We start from the raw sequence: 13,021 nt of genomic DNA, 5'->3' as shown, positions 1-13,021 counted from the left end.
AACTAGCGAGACATGACATGTCGCAAGTGACTCTCACCCCCGGCAGCCGGGCGACGCTGCAAAAGCTCGGACCTTTCGTAGCACTGCTGATCATTTCCGTGGCGCTCTCGATCGTGAGCCGCGACTTCCTCACGGTCGACAATCTGCTCAACGTGATGCGGCAGGCGTCGATCAACGCGCTGATCGCGTTCGGCATGACGCTCGTGATTCTGCTCGGCGGCATCGATCTCTCGGCGGGCTCCGTGCTGGCGCTTTCCTCGGTGATCATCGCGACGCTGCTGAGCGCGGGTACGCCCGCCATCGTCGCGACGCTCGCCGGCCTCGTGGCCGGCGGCCTGATGGGCTTCGCCAACGGTCTCGTGATCAGCAAGGGCAAGGTCGCGCCGTTCATCGCCACGCTCGGTTCGATGACGGTGCTGCGCGGCCTCGCGCTCGTCGTGTCGAACGGCAGCCCGATCAGCAGCTTCAACAGCGACTTCTTCTCGCTGCTGGGCGGCGGCTATGTCGCGCGCCTCGTGCCGATTCCCGTCGTGCTCATGCTCGCGATGTTCGGCATGTTCTGGGTCCTGCTGCGCAAGACCGTGTTCGGCCGTCATATCTATGCAACGGGCGGTAATGCGGAATCGGCGAAGCTTTCCGGCGTGAAGGTCGATCGCATCCAGCTGTGGGTGTACACGATCGCGGGCGTCATGTCGGCGCTCGCGGGTGTGGTGCTGACCTCGCGCCTGAACTCCGCGCAGCCGACCGCGGGCACGGGCTACGAGCTCGACGCCATCGCGGCGGTCGTGCTGGGCGGCACGAGCCTCACGGGCGGCCGTGGCTGGATCTTCGGCACGCTCGTGGGCGCGCTCCTGATCGGCGTGCTCAACAACGGCCTGAATCTGCTCGACGTGTCGTCGTTCTATCAGCAGGTCATCAAGGGCATCGTGATCCTGCTTGCCGTGCTGATCGATCGCGGCAACAAGAAGTCGTCGTAATACCCAGGCCGCGCCACGCTCCATTTGCGTGGCGCGGCAGTTTGGCATCAATAGTTATCCTGAGTTGTTTATCTCCACACACTCCACATATAACGAGGAGGAAGACTATGCATAAGCACAATTCGCCGTCGATCTCGAAACTCTTTGCGGCGCTCGCCGCCGGTTCGCTCGTGCTGGGCCTCGCGGCCTGCTCTAAGGAAGGTCCGGGCAGCACGGCCGATGCTGGCGCGTCGGCTGCAGCGCCGGCTTCGGGCGGCGCGGTCACGGTCGGCTTGTCGATCTCGACGCTCAACAATCCGTTCTTCGTTTCGCTCAAGAAGGGCGCCGAAGACGAAGCGAAGAAGGACGGCGTGACGCTCATCACCGTCGACGCGCAGAACGATCCGGCGAAGCAGCAGGCGAGTGTGGAAGACCTGATCGAGAAGAAGGTCAACGTCATCCTCATCAACCCGACCGATTCTTCGGCGGTGGCCAACGTCGTGAAGGAAGCGACCAGCAAGGGCATCAAGGTGATTTCGCTCGACCGCAGCGTGAGCGGCGCGGAAGTCAGCTCGCATATCGCTTCGGACAACAAGGCGGGCGGCAAGATGGCCGCTGATTTCCTCGCCGACAAGCTGGGCGGCAAGGGCAACGTCGTCGAGCTGCAAGGGATCCCGGGTTCGTCGGCGGCCAACGAACGCGGCGCCGGTTTCGACGACGAAATCGCGGCAAAGGGCGGCGTGAAGATCGTCACGAAGCAGCCGGCCGACTTCGATCGCGCCAAGGGCCTTTCGGTGATGGAAAACATCATCCAGAGCAACAAGGACATTCAGGGCGTCTTCGCGCAGAACGACGAAATGGCGCTGGGCGCGGTGAAGGCGCTGCAGGCTGCGGGCCTGAAGAACGTGGCCGTGGTCGGCTTCGACGCCACCGACGACGCTATCGCAGCGGTCAAGGCCGGCCAGATGGCCGCGACCGTGCAGCAGCAGCCCGAACTGATCGGCCAGTATGGCGTGCAGGCCGCGAAGAAGGTGGTCGACGGTCAGCCGGTCGACAAGTTCATTCCGGTGCCGCTGAACCTGTACAAGCAGTAAGCACGTTTTCAGGCGCGCGCGAGCGTAGTACCATCGGACGCGAAGATCTTCGCGTACGCGCGCGCTTGAGGGCTACCGCGCGCCCCGTGTCACACGGGGCGCTTCGTTTTTGGGGCTTGCCCTGGCTTGCAGCCGCGTTGCGGGCTTTTCGCTCCCGCGTTCACCCGACCCCCAACCCACATCCAGCAGGAACGCCGCGTGTCCCAGTTCGAGCGTCTGACTATCGACGACATTGCCCGCCTCGCGGAGGTTTCGCGTACCACGGCCAGCATGGTGCTCAACGGCAATGCCGAGCGCTACCGCATTTCGGCGGCGACGGTCGAGCGCGTGCTGCAGGTGGCGAGGGACCATCATTTCACGCCGTCGCAGTCGGCGCGCGCGCTGCGCTCGCGGCGCAGCAACACGATCGGCCTCGTGATTCCCGATCTGACCAACTCGGCGCACGCCGCGCTCGCCCAGGCCATGGAATGGCAATGCCGCGAGCGCTACCGTTATCAGCTCGTGATCGTGACGAGCGACGAAGATCCGGTGCGCGAGACCGAGGGCCTTGCGCATCTGGTCGCGCAGCAGGTGGATGGCGTGGTGGTCGTGCCGTGTACGGCCGAAGCGCCGCGCTACGACAAGTGGGTCAAGCGTCTGCCGATCGTGTTCGCCGATCGCCGCGTGGCGACGAGCGCGATTCCCTATGTGATTACCGATGCCGCCGAAACGGTGGCGGCACTGGTGGGCGAGACGATCGAGCAAGGCGTGCGGGAATTGGTGTTCTTCGGCGGCCAGCCAGAACTGTCACCGAGCCGCGACCGCCTTGCGGGCTATCGGCTCGCGCTCGAGCGGCATGGCATTGCGGAGCAGGCCGACTGGGTGTTTCAGCGCGACTACCAGCGAGAGTCGGGCTATGCGCTGATGAAGGCCTGGTTCGAAGCGCACGGGCGCTATCCCGAGGCGCTGTTCGCCGGTTCGATTACGCTGCTCGAGGGCTTGCTGGAGTTCGTGAACGAAGCGCATCAACTCGCCCAGGCGCCGGGCCGCGTGATGACCTTCGACGATCATCAGCTGCTCGACTGCTTGCCGCTTCGCATCGACGCCATCGTGCAGGACAGCGGCCAACTCGCGGAACATAGCCTGCGTTGCGTATTTTCGCTGCTCGAAGGCGAAGGCGCGCCCGAGTCCATTCAGGTGCCCGCGCAGATCCATTATCGGCAGCGGCGCGGGCGCCCTGACCAGCGCTAACCCTGCACGCACGTAAACGACCTGGCGCTGTTCACGTCGCCCGCGCCGTTATAGCTGGGCCACGCCGGATACTGGCACAGCGGCCGCGTGCGGCCCGGCACGCCCGCGGTGTCGGTGACCACCTGGTGCACCGGCGGCGTGCCGTGCTCGACCCAGTTTTCCAGTGTCGTGAGCGAATCCCATGACGCGTTGAACTCGGTGCCGACGGCGTGCTGCAGCCCCGGAATTTCATAGAAGCGCACGAATGACGCCACGGCGCCAAAACCCATCGTCAGTTGCATGCGCTCGAAGTAGATCTCGGTTGCCCGCGTGCTGACGGTCTGGTCCACGGTGCCGTGCGCCATCAGCAACTTGCCGCCGTGCCGCATGAAGCGCGTGAGGTTCGCGTCGGTCGCGTCGAGTCCCGAGAGCATGCTGATTCGCCCGGACCATTGACCGGCGAGCGCGGGATTGAACGTGAGCGAGTCGAAGTTCGGGTTGTTCATGACCGTGTAGCGGACGAACTCGTCGGCGATCTGCCCGTCGAACATCGCGGTGCTTTGCAGTGGATACGAGGGCTGCGTCGTGCCCAATGCAAGCGTCGTGACGGTCGGCTCGAGCGGCGAACTGCTGCCCACGCCGAGATCGGCGCCATATACGTTGTAGCCCGGATACTGCGTTTCGCCGCTTTCGAGCGCATACGCAAACACGAGCGGCGTGTTCATGGTGTTGAGCGCGGCGATCTGCGCGTCTGATAGACATGTGTCGCCGTGCGCCACACCGCCTGCGCAGCGCAGGGGAGCGCCGTCGACACTCGCCGTTGCCGGGTTGAACGTCGCGTTGCACGCCTGCACGTTGCTGATCAGGCCGTCGACGACACCGTCGAGCCCGTCGCACGCCTGCATGACCGCCTTGAGCAGCAGCGCGCGCTGCGCGGTGTCGAGATACGCGCCGGGCGCTGCGAAGCCTTCGGTCACGCGCAACTGTTGCAGGCTCAGCGTCGTGAAGTCATAGGCGGGATAGAACGCGATCACGCCGTCCCAGTCCTGCGGCCAGCGCTGCGCGACGGTCAGCGCCTCGCGCCCGCCAGTCGAGCCGCCCGCGAAATACGCCTTGAACGGATGCGCGCCGTAATGCGCCTTGATGACCACGAGCGCGGCGTCATGCGTTTTCTTCAGCGCCGCGCCCATGAAGTTGTCGTAGGCCTCGGCGTTGACGGAGAACGCGCCGTTCACCGCGCCGTTGGTCGCTTCGTGCCCGGAGTCGCTTGCGAACACCGCGTAACCGCGCGACAGCGGTCCCGGCAGATTGGCCGGCGCGCTCGGCACGTTGCCGGTCACGGCGGGAATCGAGCCGTCGAAACCGCCGCCGCCGAGCATCAGGATCTTGCCGTTCCATTGGTCCGGCAACGCGATGTTGAAGAGGATGTCCGGCGCGGACGGATCGACCGGATGGATCGCGCCCGCGACGAGACAGTACGAGCCGGTGGCGGTCGCACCGCTGCCGCTTGCCGCCATCTGTGTCGTGGACGTGACGACGGCGCCTGTGGTCGGCAGGTCGATCTTGCGGGCCGCAATGGTCAGCCCGGTCAATTGCGGGCAACTCGTTTTCGACGGCGGCGGCGTCCCGTGCGGTCCACACGCCGCGTCGCGGCACGAGTCCGCCACCGGTTGCGCATACGCGCCGCTGCTCCAGATGGCGCACAGCACCAGCACACAGAGCGCACCGGCTCGCGAAGGCACAAGCCTGCAAGCGCGCCACAGCCCGCTGTTCGAGTTCATTGCGTTGTCTCCTTCCAGTGAGGCCTGGAGAAGGCGCTGCAAGCCGCGGCATCGGCCCCTATGCCGCCACGCACTCATACCCTGTATTTCTTTAGGCAATGGCGCGGCCACCGCATTCGCGCCCGTGCCCGGTGCTTGATGGGTGAATCCATAATAGTCGCTGGTACGTGCGGCACCCGCCAATTTGCGCACGATCCGTTTGCCCGCTGCTGGCGGATGTTGGCGGTTCGTGCTTTCGACCCGCTTTCTGGCGGCGCCGAGCCGGCGGGAGTATCGTTGCGCAGGTGATCCACGAGGGTAGGACAACCGATGACGCGTCTTGACAGCCCCATCGATGCGCAGCGCCTCGACGACGAATGGCTCGAAGCGGACGGCGCCGGCGGATTCGCGTCCGGCACAGTCGGCACCGCGCGTACGCGCCGCTATCACGCGCTGCTGCTCACGGCTACGCAGCCGCCCACGAACCGCGTGGTGCTCGTGGGCGGCATCGAAGCCTGGCTCGAGGACGGGGAGCGCAAGACCGCGCTGACGATGCAGCGCTACGCGCCCGATCTGCTCTATCCCGATACCTCGGAGCGCATCGCGAGCTTCGACACGTCGCCGTGGCCCACGTGGCGCTACCGGCTGGACGGCGGCGCCGTGCTCACGGCAGAAGTGTTCGTGGCGAAGGCGAGCCGCGAGACGGTGCTGCGCTGGCGGCTCGATGCATCGTCCGGGGCTGGCGGCGCCGTGCTGAAAGTCCGCCCGCTGATCTCGGGTCGCGACTATCACGGGCTGCACCACGAGAACCCCGCATTCGACTTCCACGCCCAGATCGACGGCGAATACGTGCGCTGGCAACCGTACGGCGATCTGCCCGCCGTCGTCGCGCGCTCGAACGGCGCCTATACGCATGCGCCGGATTGGTACCGCAACTTCTGCTACCCGCGCGAACGCGAACGCGGTCTCGACTGCATCGAGGATCTCGCGACGCCAGGCGTGTTCACGTTCGCTCTCGACAAGGGCGATGCGGTGATGCTGTTGCGCGCGCAACCATTGTCTCGCGCACCCGATACCTCGCTCGACAGCAATGAAAGCGCGGCGAGCCGCGCGCAACTGCTCGCCGGTTTCGAAGAAGTGCGCCGGGCGTCGCTCGGCTCGCGCCTGCAGCGCTCGGCCAACGCCTATGTCGTCGCGCGCGGCGACGGCTGCACGATCGTCGCCGGCTATCCGTGGTTCACCGACTGGGGCCGCGACACGTTCATCGCCATGCGTGGTCTGTTGCTCGCGAACGAGCGCTACGAGGAGGCGGGCGCGATCCTGCTCGAATGGGCGGCGACCGTCTCAGAGGGCATGCTGCCGAACCGCTTTGCCGATGCGGGTGGCGCGCCCGAGTACAACTCCGTCGACGCCTCGCTGTGGTTCATCGTGGCGGTGCACGACTACTTCGCGGCCGGGAACGTGCCGCACGAAGCGCGGCATGCGCTGCAGGGCGCCGTCGACGCCATCCTCGAAGGCTATGCGCGCGGCACGCGCTACCGGATCGCAGCCGATCCGCGTGATGGCCTGCTGCGAGCCGGCGTGCCGGGCGTGCAGCTCACCTGGATGGATGCGAAGGCGGGCGACTGGGTCGTCACGCCGCGCATCGGCAAGCCGGTCGAAATTCAGGCGCTGTGGATCAACGCGCTGCGCATTGCTGCGGCATGGGATACGCGTTGGCGCGAGCTCGAAGCGCTCGCCAACGCCTCGTTTGCCCGGCGCTTCGTCGATCCGTCGACGGGCGCGCTGTTCGACGTGGTCGATGTCGATCACGTGGACGGCACGGCAGATCGCTCGATTCGACCGAACCAGATCTTCGCGGCAGGCGGTCTGCCGTTCGCGCTGCTCGAAGGCGATGCGGCGCGCCCGGTCGTGGCGCAGGTCGAAGCCGATCTGTTCACGCCCATGGGGCTGCGCACGCTCGCGCCGTCGGACCGCGCGTATCGCGGGCAGTACCGTGGCGGCGTGCTGGAGCGCGACGGCGCCTATCATCAGGGCACCGTCTGGCCCTGGTTGCTCGGCCCCTTCGTGGATGCCTGGCTGTATGTGAACGGCGATACTGCGGCGCAGCTCGCGCTCGCGCGCGAGCGGTTCGTCGCGCCGCTGCTCGCGCATCTCGACCGCGCCGGGCTTGACCATGTTTCCGAGGTCGCCGATGGCGATGCGCCGCATCAGAGCGGCGGCGCGCCGTTCCAGGCATGGTCGCTCGGCGAATTGCTGCGCGTTCTCAAACGGCTCGGCGACGCCGGCTAGCCCGCATCCGTAGCGCCGCGCGCACGCCCTGCGGGCAACCGCGCTAGCATGGGAGACTCGCGGCGCTCGCGCCGCGCCCCAATTCAAGGAGATGCCCATGCTGCAGCGCGCCGCCGGCCTCATCCACACGGTTGAAGGCCAACGCCTGTACTCGGCCGACTACGCTCGCTGGCAGCGCTGGGGACCGTACCTCAGCGAGCGCCAATGGGGCACGGTGCGCGAGGATTACAGCGAGCACGGCACCGCGTGGGATTACTTCCCGCACGACCACGCGCGCATGCGCGCCTATCGCTGGGGCGAGGACGGCCTGGCCGGTTTCGCCGACGAGCGGCTGGACTGGTGTTGTTCGCTCGCGCTGTGGAACGGCCTCGACCCGATTTTGAAGGAGCGTCTGTTCGGTCTTACGAATCAGGAAGGCAATCATGGCGAGGACGTGAAGGAGCTGTACTTCTACCTCGACAGCACGCCGACGCATTCGTATATGCGCATGCTCTACAAGTACCCGCAAGCGGCGTTTCCCTACCAGGACCTGGTCGACGAAAACGCGCGGCGCGGCGCCAGCTTGCCCGAATATGAAATTCTCGATACGGGCGCATTCGACGATCAATGTTACTTCGATGTGCAGATCGAATATGCAAAGCACACGCCGGAAGACATCGTCATGCGCGTGACAGTCGAGAACCGCGCCGGGCAGCACGCTTCGATCGACGTGTTGCCGCAGTTCTGGGCGCGCAACACGTGGTCGTGGAAGGCCGCAGGCAGCAAGCCTTCGCTCACGCTCGTCTCGTCGGCCGGCGGCGAACACGTCGTCGCGCACTGTGGCACGCACGAGCCGCTCGTCGTGACGGCGGCCGCGCAGGGAGGCGAGCGCGTCGAGTGGCTGTTTTGCGAGAACGACACCAACGTGAAGCGTCTCTTCGGCATGGACGGCGCCGGTCCATTCAAGGACGGTTTCGACGACTATGTCGTGCATGGCGACAACGACGCGATCCGGCGCGACGCGGGCACGAAGGCGGCCGCGCGCGTGCATCTCGAGATCGCCGCGCACGGCCGCGCGGTCGTCACGTTGCGCTGGCGTCCGCTGTCCGCGCCGAAGGAGGAAGTGGCGCTCGACATCGACGGCCTGTTCGCGCAGCGCATTGCCGAAGCAGACGCGTTCTACGACGCGCTGCAGCGCGACATCGAGAGCGCCGACGCGAGGCTCGTGCAGCGCCAGGCGCTGGCGGGCATGCTGTGGTCGAAGCAGTACTACCAGTACGACGTGAACCGCTGGATGGCAGGCGATCCGCTGCAGCCGACACCGCCCGCCGCGCGGCAGCGCGGGCGCAACGCGGACTGGCGGCATCTGTGCAACGCGGACATCCTCTCGATGCCGGACAAATGGGAGTACCCGTGGTACGCATCGTGGGACCTCGCGTTTCAGGCGGTCGCGTTCGCGCTGGTCGATCCGATGTTTGCAAAGAAGCAGATGCTGCTGCTCGTGAAGGACCGCTACCAGCATCCGAACGGCCAGTTGCCCGCCTACGAATGGGCGTTCGGCGACGCGAATCCGCCCGTGCACGCGTGGGCCGCGTGGCGCGTGTATGAAATCGATCGCGCGATCACTGGCAAGGCGGACCGGGATTTTCTCGAACTCATCTTCCACAAGCTGCTGCTGAATTTCTCGTGGTGGGTGAACCGTAAGGATGCCGACGGCCACAACATTTTCCAGGGCGGCTTTCTGGGTCTCGACAACGTCGGCATCTTCGACCGCTCGTCGCCGCTGCCGACAGGCGGGCACCTCGACCAGGCGGACGGCACCGCGTGGATGGCGGCTTACGCGCTCGACCTGATGCGCATCGCGCTCGAACTCGCGTTCGCAAACCATGTGTTCGTCGATATCGGCGTGAAGTTCTTCGAGCACTTCCTGTATATCGCGGGCGCGGTGAGTTGCGACGACGGCTGCGAGACGGGCCTGTGGGACAGCGTGGACGAGTTCTTCTACGACAAGCTGAGGCTGCCGGACGGCAGCAGCGTGCCGCTGCGCATGCGTTCGATCGTCGGGCTGATTCCCTTCTTCGCGGTGCGGGTGCTGGAGGAGCGGGTGCACGGCGGTCTGCCGGGGCTGCGCGAGCGGCTAGTCTTTTTCCTCCAGCACCGGCCCGACCTCGCCAGCCTCGTGTCGCGCTGGAACGAGCCCGGCAAGGGCAATTCCTTGCTGCTCTCGCTATTGCGCGGGCACCGCATGAAGGCACTGCTTCGGCGGATGCTCGACGAAGCCGAATTTCTCTCCGACCACGGCGTGCGTGCGCTCTCTCGCGCCCATCTCGACGAGCCTTTCATTTACCGGCACAACAGCTGCGACTTCCGCGTCAAATACCTGCCCGCCGAATCGGACTCGCGCGTATTCGGCGGCAATTCGAACTGGCGCGGCCCGGTGTGGATGCCGGTCAACTATCTGCTGATCGAGTCGTTGTACGAATTCCACCGCTACTATGGCGACGATTTTCGCGTCGAGTATCCGACCGGCTCGGGCAAGAAGCTTTCGCTCGCGCAGATCGCCGACGAGCTGGCGCGCCGCGTCACGACGCTCTTTCTGCTCGACCGCAACAACGAGCGCCCGGTGATGGGCGCGTACCCGCTGCTGCAGGCCGATCCGCGCTGCCGCGATCTCGTGCTGTTTCACGAATACTTCCATGGCGACAACGGGCGCGGCGTCGGCGCATCGCACCAGACCGGCTGGACAGGACTCGTCGCACTGATGCTGCAGCCGCGCATGATGAGCCCCTCGGGCAACGTGCCGGTGGCGGGCGAGGTCGAAGACGTGGAGGCGGTGAAGTGAGCGCGCATTCGCAGGTGTCTGCTGCGAACCGGCACTCGCCGTGTTCAAGCGTTGGTCAGGGGATAACACCTGCCACGCGCGACATTCGCAAACCTAGCCGAAACGCCCGGCAGTAAAGCGTTCGCTTGCGCTGGCACACTCGATGCATTCACGCCGACCGACAGTTGGGCCCAGCCAACTGCAGCCGAGTCGAGGTGCAACATGTCGAGCGTTCCGGATCGCAGGCCTGCGGGTCTATCTCATGTGTTGTTTCTGGTCGGGCTGATCGGCCGCGCGCCACGGGAGCTGTGGCCCTTTGTGCTCACCTGGGTCATCGCGGTCCTGACCGTTCCCTTTTGCTGGCTCGTCATCTCCGGCGCGCTCACGCAACACGTGCTGGTGCCCCCGGTGGAAACACCGAAAGCGCTGGCCGACACCGGCTATACCCCGGAATTCCTGGCAGAACGAATTCTTTCGGCAATGCGTGGCATCAGCAGCGACAGCGACGCGGTTCCGCACGATGTCTCGTTGGCCGATAACGACAGCCCGGATATCAAGCTACCTGGTCAAGACATGTCTTATGCCTCGATCGTCGGCTTTCTGAAATCGACGCTGTTCAGGAACAGGCAGGACGTGGTCGTCCATATCGGCATTACGCACGTGAACGACAGCCCGGATGCGTATGTCGCGCATATCCAGATCGAAAACGGCCCGTTCAACGCCATGCACGAAGACGTCGCGTTCACCGGCAAGGACTTCAACCAGTCGGTGCGAGACATCGCGATCGAGGTCATGCGGCTTGTCGAGCCGAATACGCTCGCGAGCCATGTCTTCACGGCGGTGCAAAAGACACGGTGTTCGCCGGGCCAATGCGACTACAGCGACGTCGAAGCCATTTATGACGATGTCCTCGGCCGGCCAGGCTCACCGCAACGCCAATGGGCGCTCGCTGGAAAAGGCTGGCTGCTGCTGAGGCAAAACCGCGCCGAGGAGGCGGAACAGCAGGCACGTGACGCGCTTTTGCTGTATCCGCACTCGGCCGTCTTGCGGGCCAATCTCGGCATTGCGCTCGAACAGGAGCGGAGAATCGACGCCGCGATCAAGGAGCTTCGCGCGGGCGCCCACGAGCGGTGGAGTACCGCGGAGAACCAGCGCTTGCTCGGCGACGTCTTGTTGCACGCGCACCGGTATGCCGAAGCGCTAAGCGCGTTTCACCGCGCAGATGAAATGCATCACGACGACGTCAACATCCTGCATGACTGGGGAGAAGCGCTCGTCGACAACGGACAATACGAGGCGGCGATCGTCAAGCTGGCGCGCGCGGTGGAGCTTCGTCCCGATCTCGCGCCCTCTTATGAACTGTGGGGGCAGGCGCTGGAAGACGAAGGCGATCTGTCTCGTGCAGCGCAAAAATATGCCGAAGCGGACAAGCGCGACAGTGGCGCGCTGACGCCGCACGAGAAGCAGCTCGCCCTGCTTGGTACGCCGCGCAGATTGCCGCCGGCATCGGCGAGCCTGCAGGCGCCCGATAGTCACGCATAGCGCTCGTTGCCCGCCATGTGCTTTTCGCTAGCTAGTTCAGTCATTGCGATCGCCCGCGAAACAAGCCCTTTTTCTTCGCTGGAATAAACGCTGCGTCCTCCTCGTTCTTTGTCCGTTAGTCCCTTGGACTGAACGAGGAGTGCGGTCATGAAGTCTCTACTCGCCGTATTCGGCGTCGTAGCATGTGGTGCGGCCATCGCGACGCTCGTGTCGTGTGGCGGCAGTTCCGGTTCCAGTTCGGGTTCCAGCAGTGCGAGCGTGCCGGTCACGTCGTCGTTCGCGGCGACGGCGCTCGTTTCCGATGGTGCGGTGGCGGCCGCTCACATCGACGGGAATCTGAAGAACCCGTGGGGTGTCGCCTTCAATCCGAATGGTTTTGCCTGGGTCGCGGACAATGGCACCAACGTCGCAACACTCTATGACGGCAACGGCGTGCCGCAATCGCTGATCGTCGCGATACCCAGCGGCAAGAACGGCACGGCATCGCCCACGGGCATCGTCTTCAACGGCACACAAAGCTTCACCGTCACGGAAAACGGCAAGTCCGGCGTCGCCGCGTTCATCTTCGCGGGCGAGGGCGGCACCATCACCGCGTGGGCGCCTGCGGTCGGGCCGACCAACGCCTTCGTCATGTACGACGACGGCACGGGCGGCGCCGTTTACAAGGGGCTCGCGCTCGCGACGATGAACAACGCGAACTTCCTCTACGCGACCGACTTCCATAACAACAAGATCGACGTTTTCAATACCTCATTCAACAAGGTTACGATGCCCGGCGGCTTCACGGACCCGGCGATGCCAGCCGGCTTCGCGCCGTTCGGCATTCAGGCGATCGGTTCGAATCTGTTCGTCACGTATGCGATGCAGGACGCGGCGAAGCACGACGATGTTGCAGGCGCGGGGCTCGGCATGGTCGACGTGTACGACACGGCGGGCAACCTGAAGCAGCGCTTCGCAACGGGCAGTCCGCTCGACGCGCCATGGGGCATTGCGCAAGCGCCCGCGAACTTCGGCTCGATGAGCGGCGCGATACTGATCGGCAATTTCGGTAATGGCGCGATCAACGCGTTCAATGCATCGAACGGCCAGTCGATGGGGCCGCTCAATGGGTCGAACGGCAATGCGCTCGTCGAGCCAGGCGTGTGGGGCATTGCGTTCGGCAACGACCTCAGCAACCAGCCTTCCAATACACTGTTTTTCGCGGCGGGGCCGAATGGCGAGGCCGATGGCGTGTATGGACGAATCGATTTGAATGCGACGCCGAACCCAGTCACGACGACGGGCACCGGCACGGGCACGAGCACGGGGGCAGGGACGAGTATGGGCATGTAGCGCCTGGCAACGCGGCATCGCTGTCTGATTCGTCAA

9 protein-coding genes are annotated in these 13,021 nt (G+C 65.1%); 7 read left to right on the top strand and 2 right to left on the bottom strand.

All coding sequences use genetic code 11. The features are described 5' to 3' along the window. Window positions 1-17 precede the first annotated feature (17 nt). The 3 genes from A3CW_RS0117175 (at window position 18) to A3CW_RS0117165 (ending at window position 3,280) form a co-directional block, all read left to right on the top strand. Window positions 18-977 (top strand): ABC transporter permease, encoded by a 960-nt coding sequence (locus A3CW_RS0117175; RefSeq protein ID WP_035513189.1) that lies wholly within the window; start codon window positions 18-20, stop codon window positions 975-977. Between the two features lie 107 nt (window positions 978-1,084). After that, window positions 1,085-2,050, top strand: coding sequence for a ribose ABC transporter substrate-binding protein RbsB (gene rbsB, locus A3CW_RS0117170; RefSeq protein ID WP_035513188.1), 966 nt, complete (start codon window positions 1,085-1,087; stop codon window positions 2,048-2,050). A gap of 198 nt (window positions 2,051-2,248) precedes the next feature. Next, a complete protein-coding gene (locus A3CW_RS0117165; RefSeq protein WP_028204666.1) occupies window positions 2,249-3,280 on the top strand; it encodes a substrate-binding domain-containing protein in 1,032 nt (343 codons plus the stop codon). Here A3CW_RS0117165 and A3CW_RS0117160 read toward each other — a convergent pair. Further along, window positions 3,277-5,040, bottom strand: coding sequence for a tannase/feruloyl esterase family alpha/beta hydrolase (locus A3CW_RS0117160; protein ID WP_081771702.1), 1,764 nt, complete (start codon window positions 5,038-5,040; stop codon window positions 3,277-3,279). The genes A3CW_RS0117165 and A3CW_RS0117160 overlap by 4 nt on opposite strands. A 309-nt stretch (window positions 5,041-5,349) precedes the next feature. On the opposite strand from A3CW_RS0117160, the gene A3CW_RS0117155 reads away from it, so the two are divergent. The 3 genes from A3CW_RS0117155 to A3CW_RS46640 all read left to right on the top strand — a co-directional run bounded on the left by A3CW_RS0117155 (window position 5,350) and on the right by A3CW_RS46640 (window position 11,653). After that, on the top strand, window positions 5,350-7,311 hold the full coding sequence (locus A3CW_RS0117155; protein ID WP_028204664.1) for an amylo-alpha-1,6-glucosidase: 1,962 nt from the start codon (window positions 5,350-5,352) through the stop codon (window positions 7,309-7,311). Window positions 7,312-7,402: 91 nt separating this feature from the next. Beyond that, window positions 7,403-10,132 carry an MGH1-like glycoside hydrolase domain-containing protein gene (locus A3CW_RS46645; RefSeq protein WP_051481529.1) on the top strand — a complete coding sequence of 910 codons (2,730 nt, stop codon included), beginning with the start codon at window positions 7,403-7,405 and terminating at the stop codon, window positions 10,130-10,132. A gap of 201 nt (window positions 10,133-10,333) precedes the next feature. Further along, the gene (locus A3CW_RS46640) at window positions 10,334-11,653 is read left to right on the top strand and encodes a tetratricopeptide repeat protein (RefSeq protein WP_081771701.1); all 1,320 of its coding nucleotides are present in this window, start codon (window positions 10,334-10,336) and stop codon (window positions 11,651-11,653) included. Here the strand turns inward: A3CW_RS46640 and A3CW_RS52365 are convergent. Further along, window positions 11,644-11,802, bottom strand: coding sequence for a hypothetical protein (locus tag A3CW_RS52365; protein WP_154677964.1), 159 nt, complete (start codon window positions 11,800-11,802; stop codon window positions 11,644-11,646). The genes A3CW_RS46640 and A3CW_RS52365 overlap by 10 nt on opposite strands. Between A3CW_RS52365 and A3CW_RS0117140 the strand changes: the two genes are divergently transcribed. Beyond that, on the top strand, window positions 11,801-12,985 hold the full coding sequence (locus tag A3CW_RS0117140; RefSeq protein WP_028204663.1) for a TIGR03118 family protein: 1,185 nt from the start codon (window positions 11,801-11,803) through the stop codon (window positions 12,983-12,985). The two genes, A3CW_RS52365 and A3CW_RS0117140, sit on opposite strands and share 2 nt — an antisense overlap. Window positions 12,986-13,021: the final 36 nt, after the last annotated feature.

The organism is Paraburkholderia nodosa DSM 21604, assembly GCF_000519185.1.
GTDB lineage: Bacteria > Pseudomonadota > Gammaproteobacteria > Burkholderiales > Burkholderiaceae > Paraburkholderia > Paraburkholderia nodosa.
Note: the sequence above shows the minus strand (reverse complement) of the source record. Positions and strands in the feature narration are given on the sequence as shown.

Coding starts and splice junctions, on each gene's coding strand:
- A3CW_RS0117175 (WP_035513189.1), top strand. CDS start 18: ATGTCGCAAGTGACTCTCACCCCCGGCAGCCGGGCGACGCTGCAAAAG.
- rbsB (WP_035513188.1), top strand. CDS start 1,085: ATGCATAAGCACAATTCGCCGTCGATCTCGAAACTCTTTGCGGCGCTC.
- A3CW_RS0117160 (WP_081771702.1), bottom strand. CDS start 5,040: ATGAACTCGAACAGCGGGCTGTGGCGCGCTTGCAGGCTTGTGCCTTCG.
- A3CW_RS0117155 (WP_028204664.1), top strand. CDS start 5,350: ATGACGCGTCTTGACAGCCCCATCGATGCGCAGCGCCTCGACGACGAA.
- A3CW_RS46645 (WP_051481529.1), top strand. CDS start 7,403: ATGCCCATGCTGCAGCGCGCCGCCGGCCTCATCCACACGGTTGAAGGC.
- A3CW_RS46640 (WP_081771701.1), top strand. CDS start 10,334: ATGTCGAGCGTTCCGGATCGCAGGCCTGCGGGTCTATCTCATGTGTTG.
- A3CW_RS0117140 (WP_028204663.1), top strand. CDS start 11,801: ATGAAGTCTCTACTCGCCGTATTCGGCGTCGTAGCATGTGGTGCGGCC.
- A3CW_RS52365 (WP_154677964.1), bottom strand. CDS start 11,802: ATGACCGCACTCCTCGTTCAGTCCAAGGGACTAACGGACAAAGAACGA.